This is a genomic window from Pseudomonas sp. P1.31, assembly GCF_001269815.1.
Lineage (GTDB): Bacteria > Pseudomonadota > Gammaproteobacteria > Pseudomonadales > Pseudomonadaceae > Aquipseudomonas > Aquipseudomonas rustica.
Genome location: NZ_LHVN01000002.1, coordinates 60,298 through 85,696 on the forward strand (window position 1 = coordinate 60,298; position 25,399 = coordinate 85,696).

The following is a 25,399-nucleotide window of genomic DNA, read 5'->3' on the forward strand; positions in this document are numbered from 1 at the left end:
CCGAATAGGCAATTTGTTTCAAAACTTGACTGAAATTCCCCTCCAATGCGATATTGATAGTTAGCAAACTAACAGTGTGCATTTCCCCGTGTCCGATTCCCTCGACGCTCTCCAGATGAACATCAGCAGTGCCATGGTGGTGGCCGCCAGGCATTGGCGGAAGATCTGCCAGACCACGCTGGTCAACTATGGAATCTCCGAAGCCTGCGCCGTGCCGCTCTTGATGATCGGGCGTTTGGGCGAGGGTGTACGGCAGGTGCAGGTGGCGCAGGCGGCCGGGATGGAGAGTCCGTCGCTGGTGCGTCTGCTCGATCAGTTGTGTCATTCGGGTTACGTCTGCCGTACCGAAGATGCCCATGATCGCCGCGCCAAGTGCCTCAGCCTGACCGATACCGGCCGTGAACTGGTGCAAGCGGTGGAGATCGAACTGGTACGTCTGCGTCATGAAGTGCTTGAGGGCATCGACCAGAGCGATCTGGAAGCTACGCTTCGGGTACTCAGAGCTTTTGAGGCGGCCAACCCGCCATTGGTGGTTAATTCTTGAACGGTTTTTTCTCCGGCATTCCGCCGGCCCGGGACTGGTTCTACGGGGTGCGGACTTTTGCAGCGTCGATGATCGCGCTGTACATCGCCTTGCTTATGCAAATGCCACGTCCGTATTGGGCGATGGCGACGGTGTACATCGTCTCCAGCCCGTTCCTCGGGCCGACCAGTTCGAAAGCGTTATACCGTGCGATCGGCACCTTTCTCGGTGCGGCAGCGGCGGTGTTTTTCGTGCCGATGTTCGTGCAGAGCCCGTATGTGCTGGTGGTGGTCATCGCGCTGTGGACGGGGATTCTGTTGTTCATGTCCCTGCATTTGCGCACCGCCAACAGCTACGCGTTGATGCTCGCCGGTTACACGTTGCCGCTGATTGCCTTGCCGGTGGTGGATAACCCGCTGGCGGTGTGGGACGTGGCCGAGGCGCGTACTGAGGAAATTTTCCTCGGCATCGCTGTCGCCGCCGTGGTCGGCGCAATGTTCTGGCCGCGCCGCTTGGCGCCGGTGTTCAACGACGCCGTGAGCAAGTGGTTCGCCGACGCAACCACCTACAGCCTGAAATTCCTCAGTCGCGACGTGCAGCCCGAAGAAGTCACCGCGCTGCGCATGGCCATGGTCGCCAACTTCAACAGCCTCGAATTGATGATCGGCCAGTTGCCCCACGAAGGCTCGCGACCACAAACCGTGCGCAACACCAAAGAATTGCGCGGACGCATGATTCATCTATTACCGGTGATCGATGCGCTGGAAGATTCGCTCTACGCCCTCGAACGGCGCACGCCTGAGTTGGTGGAAAAATTCGAACCACTGCTCGTCGCGACCCGCGAATGGCTCGCTCGCCAGGACGCCAATCTCGACCGCTGGCAAGCGCTGAAAGATCAGCTCGAAGCCCTGCAACCGAGTGCCGAAGCACTGGAAGATCGCCGGCAACTGCTGTTCTCCAACTCGATCTACCGGCTCGGTGAATTCATCGATTTGTGGCAGGACTGCCGCAGCCTGCAGGACGCGATTGTCTGCGAGCGCCAAGATAACTGGCGCGCGGTTTACCGTCATTGGCGACTGGGTCGGCTGACACCGTTTATCGACCGTGGGCTGATGCTCTACTCAGTGGCCTCGACCATTCTGGCGATCATCACCGCCTCGGTGCTGTGGATTCTGCTCGGCTGGCCGGACGGCGGCAGCGCGGTGATTCTGGCGGCGGTGGCGTGCAGTTTCTTCGCCTCGATGGACGACCCGGCGCCGCAAATTTACCGGTTCTTTTTCTGGACTGGCATGTCGGTGCTGTTCGCCAGCCTTTATCTGTTTTTGATTCTGCCCAACCTGCACGACTTCCCGATGCTGGTGCTGGCGTTTTCCATCCCGTTTATCTGCGTCGGCACGTTGACGGTGCAGCCGCGCTTCTACCTCGGCATGCTGCTGACGCTGGTTAACACCTCGTCGTTCATCAGTATTCAGGGCGCTTACGATGCGGACTTTTTCGCCTTCGTGAACTCCAACCTGGCGGGGCCGATCGGTCTGCTGTTCGCGTTTATCTGGACGCTGGTGGCGCGGCCGTTTGGTGCCGAATTGGCAGCGAAACGCCTGACCCGTTTCAGCTGGAAAGACATCGTCCATATGACCGAGCCGGCCAACCTTGCCGAGCACCGCAAATTGGGTGTGCAGTTGCTCGATCGGCTGATGCAGCACCTGCCGCGTCTGGCCCTCACCGGGCAGGACACCGGCATCGCCATGCGCGAAGTGCGCGTCGGTCTGAACCTGCTCGATTTGCTCGCCTACACGCCACGGGTGACTGGCGCGCCGAACGCTTTGTTGCAGCAAGTGGTCAGTGAAGTCGGTGAGTATTTCCGCGCTTGCCTCAAGGCCGGCGAACGCTTGCCGGCGCCTGCGCCTTTGCTGATGACTCTGGATCGCACCCGCCGCGCACTCAATGGTCACGGCGATGATGAAACCCGGCTAAACCTGTTGCACGCCTTGAGCGGTTTGCGTCTGGCGTTGCTGCCCGGCGTCGAATTCGTTTCCAGCGCCGAGCCCGAAGAACCGCTGCCCGATGGAGCGCCCCTATGATCGGTGATCTGGACATCAGCGGCATTTTCCTGCCGACCTTGCTGGTGTTGATGGGCATCACTTATGTGCTGTTTTTGTTGGTGCATGCCGTGCTTACGCGCGTGCACTTTTACCGTCTGGTCTGGCACCGGGCATTGTTCAACGTGGCGCTCTACGCGGTACTTCTGTACGGCGTGGACTCACTCAGTCGATACCTGATGACATGAAAAAACCGTTTTTGACCATCGGTCGCGTGGTACTGACCCTGCTGATCGTGACTTTTGCCGTTGTCCTCGTCTGGCGCATGGTGATGTATTACATGTTCGCGCCGTGGACCCGTGACGGCCACATTCGCGCCGACATCATCCAGATCGCCCCGGACGTGTCCGGGCTGATCCAGCAGGTTGAAGTGAAAGACAACCAGCTGATCAAGCGTGGCCAGGTGCTGTTCAGCATCGACCAGGATCGCTTCAAACTGGCCCTGCGTCAGGCCAAAGCGGCTGTGGCTGATCGCGAAGAAACCCTCGCGCAGGCCCAGCGCGAAGCCAAACGTAACCGTGGCCTCGGTAACCTGGTGCCGGCCGAGCAACTGGAAGAAAGCCAGTCGCGTGTGGCCCGTGCGCAATCGGCACTGGCCGAAGCCACAGTTGCGGTGGACAGCGCTCAGCTCAATCTTGATCGCTCGGTGATTCGCAGCCCGGTCGACGGCTACGTCAACGACCGCGCGCCGCGTCCGCAGGAATTCGTCACCGCCGGACGCCCGGTGTTGTCGGTGGTCGACAGCAATTCGTTCCACATCGACGGCTATTTCGAAGAGACCAAACTCGACGGCATTCATGTCGGCCAGTCGGTGGATATCCGTGTGATCGGCGACCGTGCGAAATTGCGCGGACATGTCGAAAGCATCGTCGCCGGCATCGAAGACCGCGACCGCACCAGCGGCAGCAACCTGCTGCCGAACGTCAATCCGGCATTCAGTTGGGTACGGCTGGCGCAGCGGATTCCAGTGCGGATTGCCTTTGATGACGTGCCGGAAGATTTCCGCATGATCGCCGGGCGCACTGCCACGGTATCGATCATCGAAGACTCAAAGGTCGACGATAAAAAGCAGGAGCCCGCGCAATGAGCAGGGCCCTGATGATCGCCGGGTTGGGCGTGATGCTGTCGGCGTGTCAGATGGTCGGGCCGGACTATCACGTGCCTGAGAATTCGGCGGTTCAGCGCAAGGACTTTCAGGGCGAACTGGCTGTCGACGGTAAGCCTGTGGTCTCGGCGCCGGTGCCGGCGGATTGGTGGCGACTGTATAAAGACCCGCGCCTCGATCAACTGGTGCAGCAAGCGATGGCGTCCAACACCGATCTGCGTGTTGCGGCGGCTAATTTGCAACGCGCCCGCGCTCAGGTCGATGAAGCCGAAGCGGCCGGTGGCTGGAGCGCTGGCGTGAAAATGGGCGCCGAGCGTTTGCAGGAATCCGGACAGGCGTTTTTGCTGCCGGAAAAAGTCCCGGTGGCCAATATCGGCGACATCGGCATCAGCGCTTCTTACCAATTCGATCTGTGGGGCACCTTGCAGCGCGGCATCGAAGGCGCCAAGGCCAACGCCGATGCCACTCAAGCCGCCGCTGACACCGCACGCATCACCTTGGTCGCGGACGTGGTTCGCGCTTACACGCAAGTCTGCGCGGCCAACGAAGAACGCGAGATCGCTCAGCATTCCCTCGACCTGCAATCGCAAGGCACCACGCTGATCCAGCGTCTGCGCGACGCCGGCCGTGGCGACGAAACCCAGGTCACCCGTTCGCAAACCCAATTCAAATCCCTGCGCGCCGACATGCCGCGTTATGAAGCAGCGCGTCAGGCCGGATTGTTCCGACTGTCGATGCTGCTGGCGAAACCGGTCGATCAATTGCCCGCAGGCACTGCGACCTGCGCCGAACTGCCGAAAATCGCTCAATTGGTGCCGGTCGGTGATGGCGCCGCACTGCTCAAGCGTCGTCCGGACATTCGTCAGGCTGAACGACGTCTGGCCGCCGCGACTGCCGGAATCGGCGTCGCCACTGGCGAGTTGTACCCCGACATCAGCATCGGCGCGACCATCGGCACCGTCGGCATCATCGACGACCTCGGTGATCCGTCGACCAATCGCTGGGGTTTCGGCCCGTCGCTGAGCTGGAAAGTGCCGACCAACGGCGCCCGTGCGCGCATCCGTGAAGCCGAAGCGACCACCCAAGGCGCGCTGGCGCACTTCGACGGCGTGGTGCTCAACGCCATTCGCGAAACCCAGACCGGCCTCGCGCAGTACAGCGCGCTGCTGCAACGCCGCGATGCACTGGCCGATGCCGAGCAGTCGGCGAAACTCGCCGCCGACCAGACGCACCGCTTCTTCCAGGCCGGCCGCGAGTCGTTCCTGGCGGATCTGCAAGCGACCCGCACCTACACCGATGTCACCGCGCAACTGGCCGCCGCCAACACTCAAGTTGCGATGAGCCAGATCGATTTGTTCCTCGCCCTCGGCGGCGGTTGGGAAAGCGGACGAACGCACGCTCCAAGCCCCGGCAAACCCTGAGGCCGTTGCTATGCTTTGAAGTGTTGGAAGGGCGCCCCGTGCAAAGCACCCTTCCAGCGCACATTGCTAGCGCTGGTCTAGGGGAAACCAATAATGAAAAACCCTTACGCTCTCGGCTTCTGGTGCGCCCTTGCAGCGTTGGTGCTGCTGTCGGCCACCTATTTCTACGGCATCATGCTGGCCCACCAGATCGACAAGGCCATGATCTTTCTCGACAGCGTGACGGCGCTGATCGCGGTCATGGCGATCGTCGGTGTGGCGTGGGCGTCGATCCAGGTTCAGCGGGTGAAAAAACGCCAGCTCGAACAAGGCAAGACGCGGGTGCTGATCTGGGACACCAAAGTCGCCCTGCGCCGGGTCGAAACCGTGTTCGACCGGTATTTCTGGGGCAGCTACTGGCAACCGGGCCGAACGTTCGCCGAAGTCATGGGCGAACTCACCGGCACACCGCTGGAAAAAAGCCTCGAAGCGCTGAAAAAACAGTGCCTGGAACTCGACAAGCAGATTGATGGCGAGGGCTGGCACTGGCTCAACAACGCCCGCGAACTCTCCGATGTCGCCACGGCCATGGCCCGTGAGCGTTATCAGCTGGATTTCTGCGACCCACGCGCCGATGGGCCGGGTGGGGCGGTGATTGATCGGGATTTTGAAGTGCTGGTGTATACGTGGACGGCGCGGCTGAAGAGCTTTGATCATCAGCTGGATGAGATTGAGGTTCAGTATTCCTGAACAGCAAAAGATCGCAGCCTGCGGCAGCTCCTACATTGGAACGCGTTTCCCTGTAGGAGCTGCCGCAGGCTGCGATCTTTTTGCTTTCCCGAGTGTCCATAGACACTCTTTCACCTTTAATCATTGGGTCACTTCCCGCGCCCGGTGCTAATCTCCACCGCTGAATTAAGCGGAGTCGAGCCGCAACCCGGTCACGGGTTCAGGGAAGACGACCACACTCACAGCCACGGAAATCGATCAGGTCATTCATGAATAAATCAGCAGGCGTGCTTCTCGGAATTGTTGTTGCCATCGGTGCGATCAGCGTGGGCGGGGCCTGGTACACCGGGACCAAAATCGAAGGCGTGTTGAACGACGCCGTCAGCAACGCCAACAAAGAACTGCAAACCGCCATGGCCGGCTCCAACGGCACCGCGTCGCTGGAACTGGTGTCGCTGGATCGCCACACCTTCACCAGCACCGCGCACTATCGCCTGAAAGGTGAAGGCGAGATGTTCGGCGATGCGCCGGTCGAGTTGCTCTTCGTTGACCACATCGAACACGGCCCGCTGCCGTTCTCGCGTCTGCTGTCGCTGAAATGGCTGCCGGTCATGGCCACCAGCAACTACGAGCTGGAAAAGAACGCCGCCACCGAAAAATGGTTTGCCGCCACCAAAGGCGCCGCGCCGCTCAAAGGCGTGACCAGCATCGGCTACGACGAATCGACCAACAGCACCCTCGAACTGGTGCCGTTTGAAACCGCGCTGGACGACAAATCGAGCCTGAAATTCTCTGGCCTGAACATGGACATCGCCGCCAACGCCAAGGCGCAGAAGGTCAAGGCCAACGGCTACATGGATAACCTGAAACTGGTGACCGTGGCTGAAGATCAGGCGCCGGTGCAGATCGAACTCAACGGTCTGACACTGGCCAGCAACCTCGCCAAAAGCACCTACGGCTACTACACCGGCGAAAACACCATCGAGCTGACCAGCAGCAAATCGACCTTCGGGCCGAAGCAGTCGGTGCTCGGCGTGAAGAACTTCGAAATGAAGAACCTCACCGAAGAAAACGGCAGCAACGCCTCCGGTCGCGCCGACTACAAGATTGGCGAAGTGTCGTTCAACGACAAGAAAATCGGCTCGGCGAACCTGGCCATGAGCCTGAAAAACCTCGACATCCCGTCGACCCTGTCGTTGATGCAGATCTACCAGACCAAGCTGCAGCCGTACGAAAAAGCCGCCGCCGAGGCTGCCGCGCAAGGCTTGCCAGCGCCAGAGCTGAACCTGACCGAAGCGGAAGACGCGCAAGTCAAAGCCGATCTGCAAAAACTGCTGGCTGCCGGCCCGCAATTTGCGCTGGAAAACCTCTCGTTCAACACCGCCAACGGTGAGAGCAAGGCCAATCTGGTCATCGACCTGACCAAGCCGCAATCGATGGATCTGCCACCGGATCAACTGGCCAAACAACTGATCGCGCTGCTCGACCTGAACATTCAGGTGTCGAAGCCGATGCTGATCGATCTGCTCAGCGTGCAGGCGCAACTCGACGGCCAGACCGATGCTAAAGCGATCGTTGATCAGTCCAAGGAAGCGGCCGACATGTTCGCCGGCATGGCGGTCGGTTCGCAGTTGGCCGTCGTCGACGGCAGCAACGTCGTGACCAAGCTGCATTACGCGGCCAATCAGGTCGAATTCAACGGCCAGAAGATGACCGTTGAGCAGTTTGTCGGTTTCCTGATGAGCAAGTTCGGCGGCGTCACGCAAGTGCAGTAATTCTGCGCGCTTAATAGCAACGCCCGGCCTCTGTACCGCACAGACGCCGGGCGTTTTGCTGTCTGGGGTTTGGGTTTTTGATGTGCTGGCAGAACCGCTCTGACGATTCTGAACAATTATTGTGTTCTCGATATTGGTCTACGCTTGCGTGCAAGACTGCCTGACTAAGCTTGGCCGAGGCTGTCAGTTTCGGCCACCGTTACGAATGGGCAAGGAGGGCATTGCGACCCGGCTGGCCATGTAAGGATGCTGACGAATGCCGCGTATTGATGTTCCCGTATTGCATCGTGGTTTACGCCCGTTGTTCCGTGTCGCGCTGTGCAGCCAATTGCTTTGGCCGGTCATGGCGTTTGCCGACACACCCTATGATCAGATGGTGCGCGATGCCCGGGCCGGGCAGTACACGCCTGCGCTGACGGTGTTGCGTCAGGTGCCGCCGGGTCAGTCGACCACCGGGCAGATCAGCGATCACCTGCAAATCGCCAGTTGGGCCGGGCTCGACGCTGAAGTTGTGCAAGTCTATGAAACCCAGGGCCGCGACCGCGTGCTGCCGGTGCAGGCACTGACCGCCACCGCGCGTGCCTATCGCAATCTCAAGCGTTGGGATCAGGCGACTCAGGTCTACAACAAGGCCCTCGCGCTGGAGCCGGATAACGCCGACCTGCAACTGGGCCTGGCCCTGACGCAAGCGGATGGCGGCAAACCCGACCAAGCCGTGACGCGCGCCCAAGCGCTGGTGGCTGCCAAACCCGATGACCCTGCACGCCGCCTCGCGCTGGGCTACGCACTCAATCGCGCGGGCAAACAGTACGACGCGCTGTTCGAATACGATCAGGCTTTTATTCGCGCCGGCAACAAACCGGAAGTTGCCCGTGAATATGTGGTCGCGCTGCAAAAGGCCCGTCTGCCAGAACCGGCGCTGCGCCTGGCTAATCAACGTCCGGGACTGATTGATCCGGTCACGCTGCGTCGCCTCGAAGGTGATCTGGCCGCTGAGCGTGTGCGTCTCGCCGAAATGGCCAGTCGCAGTGAAAAGGAACGCTACGTCATCGCCGATCGTGCGCTGGCTGACTACGACAAACTCCTCGCCACCTGGACGCCGGACGCCAGCGCCAAGGAAGACGTGACCCGCTGGCGCATCGACCGCATGGGCGCGCTCAAGGCCCGCGCGCGCACCGCCGACGTCATCGCTGAATATCAAAAACTGCAAGCCGAAGGCGTGCAGATTCCGACCTACGCATTGCGTTGGGTCGCGGCGTCTTATCTCGATCAGCGTGAGCCGGAAATCGCCACCGACCTGTATCGCCAAGTCCTCGCCGCGCCGGACGCCGACGTCGGCAACCGTCTCGAAGACAGCACCGCGCTGTATTACGCGCTACTGGAAAGTGACCGTGCCGACGAGGCGCGCAAAGTCGCCGAAGACGCCGCCAAATCGCAACGTCCGCGCATCGAGCTAAAGGGCTTGCCAGTCGGCAACCCGAACGATGAATGGATGGACGCGCAACAACTCGCAGCGCAGGCCGGCACCTACAGTTCCGATCTGCCCCACGGCGAACAAAGCCTGCAGACGTTGGTCGATCAGGCGCCGGGCAATACCGGTTTGCGTCTGGCCCAGGCCGATTTGTACCTGGCCCGCAACTGGCCACGCCGCGCAGAAATGCAGCTCAAGGAAACCGAGAGCATGGTGCCGCGCGACATGGGCCTGGAAATCGGTCAGGCACACACCGCGATGGAATTGCAGGAATGGCGGCAGATGGATGCGCTGACCGATGACGTCGTCGCACGTTATCCGGACAACCGCCAAGTGCAGCGTCTGGCCCGTGAGCGTGAAGTTCACGACATGTCCGAACTGCGTGTCGAAGCCTACGGCGGCAAGGCCAACGGTGGCGGCAGCAGCGGTGCCGGTGCCGTCAGTGGCAGCCGCGATTTCGGTATACAAAGCACGATTTACAGCCCGCCGATTGATGAGGATTGGCGTGTGTTTGCGGGCGTCGGTTACGCCACCGGTGATTTTGCCGAAGGCACCGGCAACCATCGCTTCCAGCGTGTCGGTCTGGAACGGCGCACCCGCGACATGACCCTCGAAGCCGAAGTCTCCAATCACGATTACGGCTACGGCGACAAACAGGGCGCGCGTCTGGCGATCGCCCGCGACATCAACGACCACTGGCAGTACGGCGGCAGCCTCGAATACCTCTCGGCGGAAACGCCGCTGCGCGCGCTCAACAGCGACATCAAGGCCAACGGCGGCAGCGGTTTCATCCGCTGGCGCGCCAACGAAAGCCGCGAGTGGCGCTTGTCGGTGAGCCCGTCGCACTTCAGCGACGGCAACGACCGCGTCGAAGCATTGCTCACCGGCCGCGAGGGCGTTTACAGCGCGCCGAACATTCAGGTCGATGCCGGTCTGGAAGTCGGCACCAGCCACAACTCGAAATCCGATGACGTGCCGTACTTCAACCCGAAATCCGACTTCAGCGTGATGCCGCTGGTCAACGTCAACCACGTCCTCTACCACCGCTACGAAACGTCCTGGAGTCAGCAATTCCAGGCCGGCGCGGGTACGTACAGCCAGCGTGATCACGGCACCGGCGGCATGGCCTTGCTCGGCTACGGCCAACGCTATGCCTGGAACGACGTGTTCGAGGTGGGCGGTTTGTTCAGTGTGATCAACCGGCCCTACGACGGTGATCGGGAGACCGATCTGCGTCTGCTCGTCGACCTCACTTTCCGCTTCTAGAAGAGTTTGAAGATGCCTTTGATTTCGCGTTTCATCCTTCTGCTGGGAGCGCTGTTGATCAGCGCTTGCGCCCAGCAAGCTCCGGCCTTCGCGCCGCCGTCCGAGCGCCCGGTGGCGGCCAGCGAAAAACCGTGGCCGAAAAACCACGTACTCGGTATCGCCTACCACGATATCGAGGATCGCGATCCCGATCAGGCCGTGGTAGCGGTGCGCACCGAGCGCATGATCGAACAACTCGCCTGGCTGCGTGAGAACGGCTACAAACCGGTCACGGTCGACCAGATCATGGCGGCGCGCAAGGGCGGCCCGGAGCTGCCGGCGAAAGCGATTCTGCTCAGCTTCGACGACGGCTATTCGAGCTTTTACACCCGCGTGCTGCCGGTGTTGCGCGCCTATAACTGGCATGCGCTGCTGGCGCCAGTCGGCAGCTGGATCGACACGCCGCTGAACCAGCCGGTGGATTTCGCCGGCACACCGCGTGCGCGTTCCGACTTCCTCACCTGGGATCAGGTGCGCGAAATCTCGAAATCCGGTCTGGTGGAAATCGCTGCGCACACCGACGCCAACCACAAAGGCATTCTGGCCAACCCGCAGGGCAACCTGCAGCCTGCCGCCGCGACTCGTCGCTACGATCCGGTGACCAAACGTTATGAATCCGAGGCCGATTTCCAGGCGCGGATCCGCACCGACGTGAACAACATCTCGGAGAAAATCCGCAAGGTCACCGGCAAGAAACCACGGGTCTGGGTCTGGCCGTACGGCACGGCGGACGGTACTTCGCTGACCGTGGTCGGTGAGGAGGGCTATGAAATGGCCCTGACCCTCGATGATGGCCTCGATACCCTCGACAACCTGATGAGCAGCCCGCGCTTCCTCGTCGCCTCCGACCCTGACGGCGAGCATTTCGCCAACAGCGTCGTCGCGGTGCAGTCCGATTTCGCCATGCGCGTGGTGCACGTCGATCTGGACAACGTCTACGACCCGGATCCGGCGCAACAGGACATCAACCTCGGCAAACTGGTGCAGCGCATGGCTGACCTCGGTGCCAACACGGTGTTCCTGCAAGCCTTTGCCGATCCGAAGGGCGATGGCCTGGTGCATTCGCTGTATTTCCCCAACCGTCATTTGCCGGTGCGCGCCGACCTGTTCGACCGCGTCGCCTGGCAACTGCGTACTCGCGCTCACGTGAAAGTCTTCGCGTGGATGCCAGTGCTGAGTTTCGGCCTCGATTCGAAACTGCCGCGGGTGACGCGCTGGGATCCGAAAACAGGTACGACTTCGGTCGATCCGGATCAGTACAAACGCCTGTCGCCGTTCGATCCGGAAGTGCGGCGAATCATCGGTGAAATCTACGAAGACGTGGCGCGACTGACCTCGGTCGACGGCATTATTTATCACGACGATGCGGTGCTCTCGGATTTCGAAGACGCCGGCCCGCAGGCGCTGAAGGTCTACGCCGCCAACGGCTTGCCGGGTTCGATCGCCGCACTTCGCGATGATCCGGCGGCGATGCAGCGCTGGACGCGTTTCAAGAGCAAATACCTCATCGATTTCACTAACGAGCTGACCGCCAAAGTCCGCGCCATTCGTGGCCCGCAGGTGCAGACGGCGCGCAATATTTTCGCCGAGCCGATGATCAACCCGGCCAGCGAAGCGTGGTTCGCGCAGAACCTCGACGACTTCCTCGCGACCTACGACTGGACGGCGCCAATGGCCATGCCATTGATGGAAAAACAGACGCAGGCGCAGTCCGGGCCGTGGCTGGAAGCGCTGGTCGAAATCGTCAAAAAACGTCCCGGGGCACTGGATCGCACCGTGTTCGAATTGCAGGCGCGGGACTGGACGAAAAAAGACCAGGCCGACATTGACGCAGCGGTGATGGCGGACTGGATGGGCCGTCTCAAGCGTCAGGGCGCGACCAGTTTCGGTTACTACCCGGACAACTTCCTCGACAACCTGCCAGACCTGAAAATCGTAAGGCCTGCACTCTCCAACAAATGGAATCCATAACATGCTGGATAGACTGTTAGCCCTGCTTGTTCTGGCGATCGTCCTCGGCGTTCCGCTGGGGCTGATCTTCCTGGTGACCGGGCAGTTCCTGATGGACTTCGTGTTCTTCTACCCGCTGTTCATGTCCGGGTTGTGGATTGCCGGTGGCCTGTATTTCTGGCTGCACTGGGAACGCCACTGGCCATGGAAGGACGACACCCTGCCGCCGCCGCTGGAAGGCGAACCGCTGATCTCGATCCTGATCCCTTGCTACAACGAAGGTGACAATGCCGCCGACACGATCCACGCGGCGCTGGCTCAGCATTACCCGAACATCGAAGTCATCGCGATCAACGACGGCTCCAAGGACAACACCGCGCAAGTACTCGACGCGTTGGCTAAGGAAGATCCGCGCCTGCGTGTTCTTCACCTGGCGGAAAACCAGGGCAAGGCTGTGGCCCTGCGCATGGGCGCAATTGCCGCGCGCAGTGAATATCTGGTGTGTATCGATGGTGATGCGCTGCTGGCGCCGAACACCGCGGCCTATCTGGTTGCGCCGATGCTGGACAACGCACGCCTTGGCGCGGTCACCGGTAACCCACGGATCCGCACGCGTTCGACGCTGGTCGGGCGGGTTCAGGTTGGCGAGTTCTCCTCGATTATCGGTTTGATCAAACGCACGCAACGGGTGTTCGGGCGGATCTTTACCGTGTCCGGTGTGATCGTCGCGTTCCGCCGTACCGCGCTGAACCGGGTAGGCTACTGGAGCCCGGACATGATCACCGAAGACATCGACATCAGCTGGAAGCTGCAACTCGATCACTGGAGCATCTTTTACGAGCCGCGCGCGCTGTGCTGGATTCTCATGCCGGAAACCCTTGGCGGCTTGTGGAAGCAACGTCTCCGTTGGGCTCAGGGCGGCGCCGAAGTGCTGTTCAAAAACATTCGCGGCATCTGGCAGTACCGCCATCGTTACCTGTGGCCGCTGCTGTTCGAATACTGCCTGTCGACCGGTTGGGCGTTCACCTTTCTGCTCTCGGTGATTTTCTGGGGCGTCGGCAAATTCGTGGTCATGCCTGATGCCATCGCGGTGGATCACTTGATGCCGCCGGCCTTCACCGGTTTGCTGTTGGCCTTCGTCTGCCTGGTGCAGTTCGCGGTCAGCATCATCATCGACCGCCGCTACGAGCCGGGTCTGGGCAAGACCATGTTCTGGGTGGTCTGGTATCCATTGGTGTTCTGGCTCATCAGCCTGCTGACCACGCTGGTCAGTTTTCCGAAAGTGCTGTTCGGCCAACATCAGAAACGTGCGCGTTGGGTCAGCCCTGACCGGGGCATCAAACCGCTCGGCGACGACGAAGAAGAGGTCATCAAATGAAAATCATCCGGACTCGCCAGCGGCCATTCCTGGTAGTGATCGACGTGATCCTCACCGTGTTGGCGTGGGTTGGCCTGCTGTATCTGCTGATTCGCGGATTGTGGCCGTTGATCGAAACGCATGCGGGCGCGCCGCGTATCGACAACTCGGCGTTCGATGCGCTGGGCACGTTGCAGATCTACATGTGGATTGCGTTGGTCAACGCGGTGGTGCTGATTTCTTGGGCGCGCTATCAACAGCGCAAAAGTCGCAGCTTCGCCCAGCGTCGATTGCCGTCGCCGGTGATTGACGATGAAGGGCTGAGCAAGAGCTTCAAGCTGTGCGATGACCGTTTCCAAAAGCTGCGCACGCCGGGCGTGATGACCATTCACAACGATCAGGATGGCGACATCAGCCATGTGGTGACGCATTTCTGGCCAGTAAAACAGGCCGAACTGCCAGCGCCGCTGGCACCGCTGGAGCACCCCCGGGTGATCTTTCTGCATGCCGAAGATGATGAAAATCGCGAGCCGGTGAACCGCATTACCTGAATCGATCGTTCCCACGCTGGAGCGTGGGAATGCCTCTTGGGACGCTCCGCGTCCAGTGACGCGGAGCGTCACGGGCTGCATACCCACGCTGGAGCGTGGGAACGATCAAAGCTCGAAGCACCTGTAGGAGCTGCCGAAGGCTGCGATCTTTTGATTTTAAAGATCAAAAGATCGCAGCCTTCGGCAGCTCCTACACGGGACACGGGATCGGTGATCAGATCTGGATAAGGGCCCAGGCTTCTTCCATCATCAGCGGTTGTTTCATGCGTTCGGCGAGCATTGCCATCGCTCGTTCCTTTTCGCAAGCCACCGCGGCGACCAGAATGCCGTTTCTGCCGAACAACCCAATAAACGGCGGATGCTCCGGCTCGCCAAGAAACTCGACTTCATCCCAATGCTCGGCGTGTCCGAGGTAGTCGTAATTCTTGCCGAAATGCCACGTCCAGAAAAACGGCACGTCCAGATAATGCTCCTCGCCGCCAAGCATATTGGCCGCCGCGATGCGCGCATGTTGCTGAGCCAGGCGCCAGTGTTCGATGCGTTGTGGCTGGCCGTGCAGCGGGAAGGTGGCGATGTCGCCAATCGCCCACAGTCCTTCGGTAACGCGCATGCCGTCATCAACGCGCAAAGATTTATCCTTTTCCCTCGGCAGTGACGCGAACGCCTCGGTCGCCGGGTGCACGCCAATACCCGCCAGTACCAGATCGGCTGAAATGCGCAGTCCGTTGTCCAGCAGCACCGCCTCGACTTTGCCGTCGCCAATAATCTCTGTCGCCTCATGATCGGTGATGAATTTCACGCCTTTTTCTTCATGCAGCGCGCGGATCGCTTTGCCCACCGCCTCGCCGAATTGCGCCGCGAAAGGTATCTCGTGGCGCGCCAGCACCGTGACGTCGAGACCGTGCTGGCGCAGGGCCGAGGCGCATTCGAGGGCGATAAAGCTGTCGCCGATGATTACCGCGCGTTGATCGGGGCTGGCCGCTTTCATGATCTGTTCGGCCTGGGCTTTTGAGCGCAGGACGAAAACTTGCGGCAGGTCGGCGCCGAGCAATTCCAGAGGGTTGGGTTCGCCGCCAGTGGCCAATACTGCGGCGTCGTAACTCAACGTTTGGCCGTCATTGAGGTGCAGGGTTTTAGTCCCGGCATTGATGTCAGTGATTTCGCTTTGCAGGCGTTCGATGCGCTGCTCTTTATAAAAACTTACATCTCGCAGCGGCGGTGTTTCTGCCGGCGGCATGTCCCCGGCGAGGACAAATTTGCTCAGCACGGTGCGGTCGTAACCGGCGTCGGGTTCGCGGTCGATCATCACGATGCGACCACCAAAACCCTTTTCCCTCAAGGCCGCCGCACACGCGGTGCCTGCTGCCCCCGCGCCGACGATCACGAAAGTGCGTGAATCGTCCGCCGGCGGGGTGTGCGGATCCGCCAGCGCTTGGTCATCGACCCAAACCTCATCGCCACGCAATTCCAATGGATAACGCTTGAGACTGTCGAGCGCCGGTGGCTCGCACAACGCGCCGTCCTCCGCCCGAAAAGCAGCCTTGTGCCACGGGCAAATCAGCCGTCCGTGACACAACGCGCCGTCAGCCAGTGGAGCGCCGGCGTGTGGGCATTCGCCCTGAAACGCGCGTAGTTGGCCTCCAGCACGAAGCAAAACGATCTTGCAGTCGCCGATTTCAACTTGCAGGCCACGGTCTTCAGGGACATCGGCGAAGCGGGCGACACGGTGCAGGGACATGATCGGCTTCCTCACAGGCATTTCTCTTACGAGTTTGCGCCGTGGTGCGAGGTTCAGCGATTTCCTGGTGCCACGGCACGAACGGTACAGCTATAGTCTGCAAGCCGACGACGGCCCAACTGCACAAGGTGCTCCCGGAATGACCCGATTGACCTCTCTCAACCCTTGGCTGGCGGCCATTGCCGTCGCCCTTTGCGTGCAGTTTCCGGCGCAGGCCCAGGAGCGTTTCACCCTGAGCATCCCGGGTGTTTCCGACAACCGTCTGTTCACCTCGGCAGCGGCCAGCGATGCGGCCGGTTGCGGCGGCAAGAATCAGTCGCCGGCATTGAGCTGGAACGCCGGCCCGACGGGTACCCAGAGCTATGCCATCGTCATGCACGATCCGGACGGCCAGAAAGGTCTGGGCGTTGATCACTGGATTCACTACGGCATCAAAGCCACCACGCATCAGATTGCCGCCGGTGTCGGTGCGAAATCCGCGTTCGAAGGCGTCGGCGGCACCAACAGCAAGGGCAACACCCATTACATGGGCCCATGCCCGCCCGTGGGCGACAGCGCGCACCACTACATCATTCAGATCTACGCACTTGATCTCGCCCCGGACGCCTTGCCGGCTGGTCTGACCCGCGCCGAACTGATGGAAAAAATCAAAGGTCACGTCCTGCGCAACAGCAGTGCGGTACGGCGTTATCACCGCTGAAAATATTCTCAGCGGCGTTTAACCCGAACTGAAGGGGCGGCCCGTCTCAGTGGATGAATGATCAATTTCATCCCCGAGGTCAGCCTCCATGTCCCGTCCTGTGTATTTCTTGCGGCCCGTTGCTGTTGGTGTGTTGCTGGCGGTGGCCGGTTGCGGCGTTTCCTCCAACCCGGAATCCGCTGCCGTGCCGGCGCCCGCTCAGCCTGCGCAATTGATCCAGCAGGAAGCGCTGATGGCCGACAGCACAATGGCTAAACGCGCGTTGTACAAAATGCCCAACGCGGGCAGCGCGCCCATTCCGCAGAGCGAAAGTTATCCACAAGGCTATCGCGACGAGCAGCGCGAGCAATATCAGGCCTTGGCCGATAACCCGATTCACAGCGTCGCCGAAACCCCGGTTTCAACATTCAGCGCCGACGTCGATACCGGCGCTTATGCCAACGTTCGCCGTTTGCTCAATCAAGGACGCCTGCCACCCGAAGGCGCGGTGCGGCTCGAGGAAATGGTCAATTACTTCCCTTATGACTACACGCTGCCGAGCGATGGCTCGCAGTTTGGCGTGACCACTGAACTGGCCGCGTCACCGTGGAACCCGCACACGCGCTTGCTGCGCATCGGCATCAAGGCTTCCGATCACGCGGTGGCGGAATTGCCTCCGGCCAATCTGGTGTTTCTGGTCGATGTGTCCGGCTCGATGGATCGCCGTGAAGGTTTGCCGATGGTGAAAAGCACGCTGAAATTGCTGGTCGATCAATTGCGCGATCAGGATCGCGTGTCGCTCGTGGTCTACGCCGGCGAATCGAGAGTGGTGCTTGAACCGACATCCGGACGGGAAAAAACGAAAATTCGTACAGCTATTGAGCAATTGACCGCTGGCGGCTCGACCGCAGGCGCTTCAGGCATCGAACTGGCTTATTCATTGGCGCAACAGGCCTTCATCGGCGAAGGCATCAACCGCATCCTCTTGGCCACCGACGGTGATTTCAACGTCGGCGTCAGCGACTTCGACAGCCTCAAGCAAATGGCTGTGGATAAACGCAAAACCGGAATCTCCCTGACCACCCTGGGTTTTGGGGTGGATAACTACAATGAACACTTGATGGAACAGTTGGCTGACGCTGGCGACGGCAACTATGCCTACATCGACAACCTGCGCGAGGCGCGCAAGGTGCTGGTCGATCAACTCGGTTCGACACTCGCCGTGGTCGCAAAAAACGTTAAGTTGCAGGTGGAGTTCAACCCGGCGCAGGTCAGCGAATATCGCCTGCTCGGCTACGAAAACCGCGCTTTAAAGCGTGAGGATTTCAGCAATGACAAGGTCGATGCCGGCGAAATCGGTGCAGGCCATACGGTGACAGCGCTGTACGAAATTGTTCCGGCAGGCGAGAAGGGTTGGCTGGAGCCGTTGCGATACGGCAAATCGACGCCAGCGGTTTCTGAGGCGAACGGGGAATTGGCGATGCTGCGTGTGCGATATCAACAGCCCGAAGGTGGGAAAAGTCTGCTGATCGAACGGCCGATTGCCAATCAGGTGAAAAGCGCAAGCGAGGATCTGCGTTTTGCCGCTGCGGTCGCCGCGTTTTCCCAGCAACTCAAGGACGCTCGTTACACCGGCGATTTCAGCCTGAAAGACACCGAAACGCTGGCCCGTGGCGCTCGCGGCGACGACCGTTTCGGCTTGCGCAACGAGTTCGTGCAACTGGTGCAGCTGGCGCAGAGTCTGCGCACTTCTACCGCATCGAATGCGCAGGCCATTGAACGACGGATTGAATAAGTGAATCGTCTGAGGGGTTTTATCAGCCAGCTGTTTGCTTCGGCAGACAGCCCGACCGCCAGCAGCGATGAATCGCTGCTGGCGCGTTATCGCGAGGGCGACGGCGCGGCGTTCGAGATCTTGTACGCCCGCCATCGTCAGGGTTTGTACCGGTTTCTGCTTGGGTTGAGCGGTAAACCGGAATTGGCCGATGAGGTGTTTCAGGAAACCTGGCTCAGCCTGATCCGCAGCGCCAGTCAGCCACAAGGTCGCGCGACATTTCGTACGTGGCTGTTCCAGATTGCGCGCAATCGGCTGATCGATCACTGGCGCAAACATGGCGCGCAACAACCGCTGCACGACAGTTATGACGAACAAACTCACGCGGTCAGCGATGAAGCGACCGATCCCGAGCAACTGCTGAGCCTCAGCCGCGACAGCCAGCGCCTCGAAAGCGCCCTGCAAACTTTGCCCGCCGACCAGCGCGAAGTGTTCCTGCTGCGCGCGCACGGCGACCTCGACCTGGCACAAATCGCCAGCCTCACCGAAACACCGCTGGAAACCGTCAAAAGCCGCTTGCGCTACGCCCAGCAAAAACTGCGTCGGCTGCTGGCCGAGGAGGTACTCACATGACTGACGCCCGCCAGACACCCGAAGATCCGCTGATCAAACACTTGCGCGAACAGCACAGCGCTGAACCGCCCGCGCATCTCGACGCATTCATCGTCAATACCGCGCGCCGCGAAACCCCCGCCGTGCAATCGAGCCTGTGGCAACGCTGGTTGCAGGCCTGCCGCAAACCGCGCTGGCAAGTCGCATTCGCCAGCCTCGTTGGCGTCGCGTTGATGTTGTCGCTGGTGCAACGCACGCCCGAACCGCTGCGCCAATACGACTACGCCCCGGCGCCGAAACTCGCTGTGCCGATGGCCGAAGAGGATTCCGCGCAACTGCACCGATTGTCCGCCCCGGCAGCGCCCCGAGCCGCGCCCGCGCCGATGATGGAAATGGCCGCGCCAATGCAAAGCCAGGCGATCAGCGCCGACGAAGCCAAGGTCAGCAAGCGCGCCGCCGCCCCACCCAATGGCCTCGACGAACAACTGCGCGAAGTCCTGCGCCTGCGCGAATCCGGCCAATCGCAAGCCGCCGACATCCTGTTCAACAACCTGCACAAACGCTACCCGAACGTCGATCTCGACGCCCGATTCGAACAGTTGCAAGAAAAATGACCCTGTAAACCTCAGCCATTTGGCAATGCCCCGCAAAAACGCGCACTATCGGGGCATTGCCAATACGCCGGAGGACAACGTGGCATCGAAAATTGACCGCATTGCCCAACTGCTCAACTGCCCGCAAAAGGGCGAAGAGATGCGGCGCGCTATTACCGAGGCACGTAAGGAATTTCTGCTGAACCAGCCGGAAGAAGACGTCGTTGATGAGGACGAGGTTTTTGAGGAGGTTGAGGGGGAAGAGGATGACGATGAATATGATGAGTTTGATTGGACGACGGAATAGAACAGCCCTTTAGGGCTCTGTTCATGAGCCGATTCGTCAGGTTGACTCGGTCTTATCAACCCTTATAATCGGCACCAACACGGCCCCTGTCGGTTGATGCGCTACGGCGCTGAGACTGCTCAGGGGTTTTTTTTGTTTGTTTTTTCTCACCAGTCCCGGTTTTTCCCCCGTCCCCAACCCCACCCCCTTTAGATGGCAACTTGCCATATTTTTAAGGTAGATTAGCCAAAGAAGTGACGCCAACAAGGCCACTGTCCCCCAACAGCACAAGGATGTAGCCATGCCTGCCCGCAATGATGGTTCCCACGGGCCTGCGATGTCGCACCCGCTGCCCAAGCATCCAGGCGAATAAGTCTGACGGCCACGCCTCGAAACAGCATGGCCGTGGATAAGGAGAATCCATGCCTCACCCTTTTCAGTTTCAAACCTCCCCACTGGCCGGATCGGATAACACTGAAGCCAACGTTTTCGTCCATGGTTACAGTGCCGGGCATAGTGATGAGGACAAGCAGTTCCTGCTCGACAAGATCCCCGATCATCTAAAGCACTACACCAATATCTTTGCGTTCTGGCCTTCGAATCATCTTCTGCGTTTCGACAAGTCTTCGCTTTGGGCAATTGGCGGGGCAGGTCTGAATTTAGCCAAAACCCTATCCAGTTCGCCCCTAGATTCTTTCGGTCTTGCGGGGGCATTCGCCAAGGATCGGCTGGGCAACTTCACTCAGGCCCGCACTCGGGCGGAGCAAATGGGAGCGGTGCTGATTGACCAGTTGCAGGATTACCTGCTTAGCAATCATCCAAATATCAAGACCATCAACCTGATCGGACACTCGCTCGGTGGGCGACTGGTTATCAGCAGCCTGAAGAGCTTTTCATATCGAAAACAGTTGGCTGTCAACGATGTGCTGCTGATGGCCGCTGCCGTTGAGGTTACCGCCATGGAAGCGCGGCGGCTGCGTGAACGGTTCAAGGGCAGACTTATTAATGCCTATTCCAAGGCAGACAGAACCCTGCTGTTGAATTGGGGTGAAACCTGCCTGGGACGTAACGAGGTCGAACACTTCGAGAGCATCGAGATGAACGATTTCGGACACACCGACTACTGGGAACGACTGCCGGAAGTATTGGCGCAGACTCGTTTCAAAGCCCACGCTCCAGGCTTGTCTGAGCGCGCTCAAACAGCTTCAGAAGAACTCTTGCCAACGTTGGCGCCCGAACAACCCGCCGAAGAACACGATATGAAACTCGAACTGAATAGCCCTCGTGATGTTTACCAGCAAATCAACGACGAGCTGGCGCTCATTATCGGTGAACTGAGACATTCTTCGGACGACGAAGCCTTGAACCTCGCCCGTGAGGAGGCGCTCCGGCGGCTGACCGAGCATCGGACGGCGCTGTTTGAGCGCCTCGCGGAACTCGAGAAGAATGCCGAGTGGAACACCTTCACCATTGCCTTCTATGGTGAAACGGGTGCAGGCAAGTCGACCCTTATCGAGACCTTGCGCATCCTGCTTCAGGAGCCCGGTAAGCGGGCGAGCCAAGAGGCGTTTCGTAAGCTGCGCGACCAGCACGGGCTGACTGAAGAAACCCTGCAGGGGCTGCAACAAAGCATTGAACAAGCTGAAGCTCGACTGCAAGAACTGACGCAGCAACTGAGTGCGACTTTATTGCAGTTCGAACAACCCTTCCGGGACGCTCAGAGCGCGCTGGATCAGGCCAATGTCCGATCCAGCGAGGTGAAGCAACGACTTGGCAGTGCGTTTGAGCAACACGAGCAGTCACATAAAGAAGCCCTTGCCGCCGTCGCTCGCCTTCACACGCTTCTTGCAACACGCAAAAGCAACGTTTCGCTCTGGCAAGCGCTGTTGAATCTTTTCAGAACGATGCCGGAAGAGCTTCAGTTGAATGAGGCCACCGCTTCGTTGATCGCTACTACTGCGGCACGGGACAGTGCCGCCGCGACGCTGGACGTCGAACAGACGAAAGCTGAGCACGCACGCCTTGAGATGGAGCGACAGTTGGGCGAAATCGCAACCAGGCGCGACGACGCTTGTGCAGCGCTGTCCGCGCAACAGGCTGAGGCGACGCAGCAGCAACGAGCGCTCACACTGGAGCGACTCGAACATGAAACCCGCCTGGCGCAGTTGCTGGGGGAGTTGCAAGTTCATGCTGACGGTCAAATCATTGGTCATGGCTTGAGCGACTTCACCCGCGAGACTCAACGCTATGAATTCGAACTGGATGGTCAACCGTTCGCGCTGCTGGATGTACCCGGTATCGAGGGCAAGGAAGGCTTGGTACTCGACCAGATAGAACGTGCCGTGCAGACCGCTCACGCGGTGTTCTATGTCACTAACCAGGCCGCGCCGCCACAAACGGGTGACGGGAAACACCAGGGCACGCTGGAAAAGATCAAGCAGCACCTGGGCGCGCAGACTGAGGTGTGGACCATTTTCAACAAGAAGATCACTAATCCCAAGCACTCACTGACTGACCGACCGCTGGTCTCCGACGACGAAACCGCCAGTCTTGCCGGACTTGACCAGAAAATGAGCGAGCAGCTCGGCAAGCATTATCAAAATGTGTTTCCACTGAGCGCGCTTCCTGCCTTTCTCGCCTCGACCGACCATTTTTCGCCAGGATCGCAGAATGCCAAGCGCCGCAGCAAAGTGCTCGAGGATTTCGGTGCCGACGAATTGCTGGAAAAATCCCGTCTGCGTCTCTTCTTGGATCTGCTGGGCCGCCAACTGATTCACAACGGCAAAGCCAAGATCATTCGGGCCAACTTTAACAAGGCCAATGACGCGCTCAACCACACCACCCAGACGCTCTCAGGCGTTCAGCAGACTCTAAAAGCGCTGTCGGAAAAGCTTTCCCAAGAAGAGCAAAGCGCCAAGAGCCAGTTGACCAGCAGCTTTGGGGCGCTGAAAAAGCGTTTGGAATCGTGCGGCGAAACCTTGATCGACAACTTCGCCAGCAAGGTGCGTAACGACGTTTACGCGCGGATTGACAAAGACATCAGCAACGACGCTTTCAAAAGCGCCCTGACCGAGCAGCTTGAAACTCAGCAGCGCCAGCTCAGCAAGCAGCTGCCCGTGGCAGTGCACGTAGAGGTGGATAAATTCCAGAAGGCTGCCGTGGATATTCTCTCCCGTTTTGAAAAACACGCCCAAGAGTTGACCTCAAGTTACGGAAAGCTTGGCAGCATGCGATTCAACCAGCCTTTCAACCTCAACATAAAAATCGACAACGGCATCAACGTTGCGGGGCTGCTGGCCAGCCTTGTGGGTATCGCCGCGGCACCGTTCACCGGCGGAGCCAGCTTGTGGCTAGTTGGAGCCTCAGTACTGACCGCGCTGGTCTCGATCGGCAAGGCAATCTGGAGTGCGCTCAGCACGGACTACAAGATGTCCCAACAACGCCGGGCCCTTGATACGAATCTGCGCAGCGCCACCGAGCAATTACGCGGCATGCTGCGCGAAAGTCTGGACAGCGCCATGAGCGAAATGCAGAAGACTATCGACCAACTCGACCTGGCACTTGAGGCGCCTGCCAAACAGGCGGCCAATCAAGTGAGCACGCTGTCGCGCTCGACCATTCGCCTGAAAACCCTCTCCCGCCAAATCGAACTTGCAGGAAATTTGTAATGGAAAACACTCTTAAAACGTTCAAGGCTCAACAGACCAATGCGCTGACGCTGCTGGACAGGCTGCAGAATTTCCTCGGTCAGGGCGCGGAGGCCGGCGTACCGATTGACCCGGCGTTGAGCAGCAAGCTGCAGAATGTCATCAGCAGCGTGTCTGGTGAAAAACTCAAGGTCGCCCTGATTGGCGGCTTCTCTGAAGGCAAGACTTCGATTGCCGCGGCCTGGATGGAAAGGCTGGACAGATCCAGCATGAAGATCAGCCATCAGGAATCCTCCAATGAAGTAAAAATCTACGAAGTCGATGAAGACTTCGTGCTGATCGATACCCCCGGGCTATTTGGCTTCAAGGAACAGGAAAATGCCGAAACTCACGCCATCGAGAAGTACAAGGACATCACCAAAAAGTACGTGAGCGAATCTCACCTGGTGCTCTATGTGATGAACTCGACCAACCCCGTCAAGGAAAGCCACAAGGATGACCTGACGTGGTTGTTCCGCACCTTGGATCTGCTGCCACGCACTGTGTTCGTCCTCAGCCGCTTCGACGAAGTGGCTGACGTAGAAGATGATCAGGACTACTTGGCCAACCTGCAGGTCAAACGCGAAAACGTGACACGCCGGCTTCGTGAACACATAGCGCTGACAGACCAGGAAGCAGTCGAAATATCCATTGTCGCTGTCGCCGCCAACCCCTTCGACATGGGTGTAGAGCACTGGCTGGGCAACCTGGAGCAGTTCAAGGCGTTGTCTCACATCGACACACTTCAGACGGCCACCACAGGAAAGATCCAGCAGAACGGAGGCAGCGCCGCGCTAGTCAACGATATGCGCACGAGCGTCATCCGTGACGTGCTGAGCAACCAACTGCCCGTTGCCATCGAGAACGATCAGAAGGTTTCGCTGGAGGTCGGCAGGCTCGATGAACTCAATGCTCGCCTGGGCAAGCAACTGGCAACGACCGGGCAGCAAATCGAAGAAGCGCGGATCAGTCTTCGCGATTTCGCCACTCGTTACTTCTCCGACCTGATCCTTCAGGTTAAAGGATGCAGTCTGGAAACCTTCGCGGACTTCTTTGAGCGCGAGGTGGGCGCTGAAGGCATCATCGTGTCCACCCGTCTGCAAAATGAATTCAGCCGCCAGACCCAGTCGATCACCCTTGAGGTCGAGAAAATGCAGGTGGGTTTCGACAGCGAGGTCAACCACTTCAACACGACCGTCAAGGCTTTGGGCAAACAGGGCATTAACCATGTGCTCAAGGGCAACTTCATCAATAACACCACGGTGTTGGCTGCACGGGATGGCCTTACCACCATCGCCAAGACGGTAGGCATGGATATCGGCAAGTACCTGAAATTCAAGCCGTGGGGGGCGGTGAAGTTCGCCAAAGGTGCCAACAGCGCGTTGGCCATACTCGGCGTGGCCCTCGAGGCCTGGGACAGCTGGGAGCAATACAAGCGCGAAGAAGCCTTCAAGAAAGCCGTCGTTACGATGGTCGGTAACTTCGAACAGCAGCGTCAGGACTTTCTGGCCTTGGTGAACTCGGAGCGTTTTAAAGAAGAGTTCTTCCCTGATTACCTGCTGCTCAACACACGTCGACAAGAACTGCAAAGCAACGTGGATGAAAGCCGTTTACGTCAGCAGCGCTTTCAGGCATGGCGCGTTGAAGCTGAAGCCATTGATGCCGAGTTCAAAAGACTGAACTGACCTGTTCAGACGCCAGTGCTCCCCCGCATAGGCAGGTTATTGCTCTTGCGGGCTCGGTTCAGGTATAGAGTTGGCACAACC

General features: G+C 59.5%; 19 protein-coding genes. 18 read left to right on the forward strand and 1 reads right to left on the reverse strand.

What is annotated here, in order from left to right:
• Positions 1-115: 115 nt before the first annotated feature.
• The 11 genes from AD669_RS00390 (at position 116) to pgaD (ending at position 14,265) form a co-directional block, all read left to right on the forward strand.
• Positions 116-544, forward strand: a complete 429-nt coding sequence (locus AD669_RS00390; RefSeq protein ID WP_008080307.1) for a MarR family winged helix-turn-helix transcriptional regulator — start codon at positions 116-118, stop codon at positions 542-544.
• Complete coding sequence (locus AD669_RS00395; protein ID WP_053116450.1) at positions 541-2,604, forward strand: FUSC family protein; 2,064 nt, start codon at positions 541-543, stop codon at positions 2,602-2,604. The genes AD669_RS00390 and AD669_RS00395 overlap by 4 nt, the downstream gene beginning before the upstream one ends.
• Entirely contained in the window at positions 2,601-2,810 is a 210-nt protein-coding gene (locus AD669_RS00400) for a DUF1656 domain-containing protein (protein WP_007917703.1), read from the forward strand. Before AD669_RS00395 ends, AD669_RS00400 begins: the two co-directional genes overlap by 4 nt.
• A complete protein-coding gene (locus AD669_RS00405; RefSeq protein WP_053116451.1) occupies positions 2,807-3,709 on the forward strand; it encodes an HlyD family secretion protein in 903 nt (300 codons plus the stop codon). The genes AD669_RS00400 and AD669_RS00405 overlap by 4 nt, the downstream gene beginning before the upstream one ends.
• Positions 3,706-5,148 carry an efflux transporter outer membrane subunit gene (locus AD669_RS00410; protein ID WP_053116452.1) on the forward strand — a complete coding sequence of 481 codons (1,443 nt, stop codon included), beginning with the start codon at positions 3,706-3,708 and terminating at the stop codon, positions 5,146-5,148. The genes AD669_RS00405 and AD669_RS00410 overlap by 4 nt, the downstream gene beginning before the upstream one ends.
• 93 nt (positions 5,149-5,241) lie before the next feature.
• Positions 5,242-5,877: a hypothetical protein gene (locus AD669_RS00415; protein ID WP_053116453.1), complete on the forward strand. Its 636-nt coding sequence runs from the start codon at positions 5,242-5,244 to the stop codon at positions 5,875-5,877.
• Between the two features lie 248 nt (positions 5,878-6,125).
• On the forward strand, positions 6,126-7,631 hold the full coding sequence (locus tag AD669_RS00420) for a YdgA family protein (protein WP_053116454.1): 1,506 nt from the start codon (positions 6,126-6,128) through the stop codon (positions 7,629-7,631).
• A gap of 256 nt (positions 7,632-7,887) precedes the next feature.
• The gene (pgaA, locus tag AD669_RS00425; protein WP_053116455.1) at positions 7,888-10,368 is read left to right on the forward strand and encodes a poly-beta-1,6 N-acetyl-D-glucosamine export porin PgaA; all 2,481 of its coding nucleotides are present in this window, start codon (positions 7,888-7,890) and stop codon (positions 10,366-10,368) included.
• 12 nt (positions 10,369-10,380) lie between these two features.
• The gene (gene pgaB / locus AD669_RS00430; RefSeq protein WP_053116456.1) at positions 10,381-12,378 is read left to right on the forward strand and encodes a poly-beta-1,6-N-acetyl-D-glucosamine N-deacetylase PgaB; all 1,998 of its coding nucleotides are present in this window, start codon (positions 10,381-10,383) and stop codon (positions 12,376-12,378) included.
• Between the two features lies 1 nt (position 12,379).
• Positions 12,380-13,735 carry a poly-beta-1,6-N-acetyl-D-glucosamine synthase gene (gene pgaC, locus AD669_RS00435; protein WP_053116457.1) on the forward strand — a complete coding sequence of 452 codons (1,356 nt, stop codon included), beginning with the start codon at positions 12,380-12,382 and terminating at the stop codon, positions 13,733-13,735.
• A complete protein-coding gene (pgaD, locus tag AD669_RS00440; RefSeq protein WP_053116458.1) occupies positions 13,732-14,265 on the forward strand; it encodes a poly-beta-1,6-N-acetyl-D-glucosamine biosynthesis protein PgaD in 534 nt (177 codons plus the stop codon). The genes pgaC and pgaD overlap by 4 nt, the downstream gene beginning before the upstream one ends.
• 214 nt (positions 14,266-14,479) lie before the next feature.
• Here the strand turns inward: pgaD and AD669_RS00445 are convergent, their stop codons facing one another.
• Positions 14,480-16,003 (reverse strand): apoptosis inducing factor family protein, encoded by a 1,524-nt coding sequence (locus tag AD669_RS00445; RefSeq protein WP_053116459.1) that lies wholly within the window; start codon positions 16,001-16,003, stop codon positions 14,480-14,482.
• A gap of 139 nt (positions 16,004-16,142) precedes the next feature.
• Here AD669_RS00445 and AD669_RS00450 point away from each other — a divergent pair, with 139 nt between their 5' ends.
• From AD669_RS00450 to AD669_RS00480, 7 genes are all read left to right on the forward strand, one after another.
• Positions 16,143-16,703 carry a YbhB/YbcL family Raf kinase inhibitor-like protein gene (locus tag AD669_RS00450; protein ID WP_053116460.1) on the forward strand — a complete coding sequence of 187 codons (561 nt, stop codon included), beginning with the start codon at positions 16,143-16,145 and terminating at the stop codon, positions 16,701-16,703.
• Positions 16,704-16,791: 88 nt separating this feature from the next.
• The gene (locus AD669_RS00455) at positions 16,792-18,477 is read left to right on the forward strand and encodes a VWA domain-containing protein (RefSeq protein WP_053116461.1); all 1,686 of its coding nucleotides are present in this window, start codon (positions 16,792-16,794) and stop codon (positions 18,475-18,477) included.
• A 30-nt stretch (positions 18,478-18,507) separates the two neighbouring features.
• On the forward strand, positions 18,508-19,089 hold the full coding sequence (locus AD669_RS00460; RefSeq protein ID WP_172680060.1) for an RNA polymerase sigma factor: 582 nt from the start codon (positions 18,508-18,510) through the stop codon (positions 19,087-19,089).
• A complete protein-coding gene (locus AD669_RS00465; RefSeq protein ID WP_053116463.1) occupies positions 19,086-19,682 on the forward strand; it encodes a hypothetical protein in 597 nt (198 codons plus the stop codon). The genes AD669_RS00460 and AD669_RS00465 overlap by 4 nt, the downstream gene beginning before the upstream one ends.
• Positions 19,683-19,701: 19 nt before the next feature.
• Positions 19,702-19,968 carry a hypothetical protein gene (locus AD669_RS00470; protein WP_256218790.1) on the forward strand — a complete coding sequence of 89 codons (267 nt, stop codon included), beginning with the start codon at positions 19,702-19,704 and terminating at the stop codon, positions 19,966-19,968.
• A 401-nt stretch (positions 19,969-20,369) separates the two neighbouring features.
• A complete protein-coding gene (locus AD669_RS00475) occupies positions 20,370-23,615 on the forward strand; it encodes a DUF726 domain-containing protein (protein WP_053116464.1) in 3,246 nt (1,081 codons plus the stop codon).
• Entirely contained in the window at positions 23,615-25,318 is a 1,704-nt protein-coding gene (locus tag AD669_RS00480; protein WP_053116465.1) for a LeoA/HP0731 family dynamin-like GTPase, read from the forward strand. Before AD669_RS00475 ends, AD669_RS00480 begins: the two co-directional genes overlap by 1 nt.
• The last annotated feature ends 81 nt before the right edge of the window (positions 25,319-25,399 follow it).

Excerpts from the sequence above, each read along its gene's own strand:
- pgaD (WP_053116458.1), top strand. The coding sequence starts at position 13,732 with ATGAAAATCATCCGGACTCGCCAGCGGCCATTCCTGGTAGTGATCGAC.
- AD669_RS00480 (WP_053116465.1), top strand. The coding sequence starts at position 23,615 with ATGGAAAACACTCTTAAAACGTTCAAGGCTCAACAGACCAATGCGCTG.
- AD669_RS00400 (WP_007917703.1), top strand. The coding sequence starts at position 2,601 with ATGATCGGTGATCTGGACATCAGCGGCATTTTCCTGCCGACCTTGCTG.
- pgaA (WP_053116455.1), top strand. The coding sequence starts at position 7,888 with ATGCCGCGTATTGATGTTCCCGTATTGCATCGTGGTTTACGCCCGTTG.
- AD669_RS00405 (WP_053116451.1), top strand. The coding sequence starts at position 2,807 with ATGAAAAAACCGTTTTTGACCATCGGTCGCGTGGTACTGACCCTGCTG.
- AD669_RS00410 (WP_053116452.1), top strand. The coding sequence starts at position 3,706 with ATGAGCAGGGCCCTGATGATCGCCGGGTTGGGCGTGATGCTGTCGGCG.
- pgaC (WP_053116457.1), top strand. The coding sequence starts at position 12,380 with ATGCTGGATAGACTGTTAGCCCTGCTTGTTCTGGCGATCGTCCTCGGC.
- AD669_RS00415 (WP_053116453.1), top strand. The coding sequence starts at position 5,242 with ATGAAAAACCCTTACGCTCTCGGCTTCTGGTGCGCCCTTGCAGCGTTG.
- AD669_RS00445 (WP_053116459.1), bottom strand. The coding sequence starts at position 16,003 with ATGTCCCTGCACCGTGTCGCCCGCTTCGCCGATGTCCCTGAAGACCGT.
- AD669_RS00420 (WP_053116454.1), top strand. The coding sequence starts at position 6,126 with ATGAATAAATCAGCAGGCGTGCTTCTCGGAATTGTTGTTGCCATCGGT.
- AD669_RS00390 (WP_008080307.1), top strand. The coding sequence starts at position 116 with ATGAACATCAGCAGTGCCATGGTGGTGGCCGCCAGGCATTGGCGGAAG.
- pgaB (WP_053116456.1), top strand. The coding sequence starts at position 10,381 with ATGCCTTTGATTTCGCGTTTCATCCTTCTGCTGGGAGCGCTGTTGATC.
- AD669_RS00450 (WP_053116460.1), top strand. The coding sequence starts at position 16,143 with ATGACCCGATTGACCTCTCTCAACCCTTGGCTGGCGGCCATTGCCGTC.
- AD669_RS00465 (WP_053116463.1), top strand. The coding sequence starts at position 19,086 with ATGACTGACGCCCGCCAGACACCCGAAGATCCGCTGATCAAACACTTG.
- AD669_RS00475 (WP_053116464.1), top strand. The coding sequence starts at position 20,370 with ATGCCTCACCCTTTTCAGTTTCAAACCTCCCCACTGGCCGGATCGGAT.
- AD669_RS00455 (WP_053116461.1), top strand. The coding sequence starts at position 16,792 with ATGTCCCGTCCTGTGTATTTCTTGCGGCCCGTTGCTGTTGGTGTGTTG.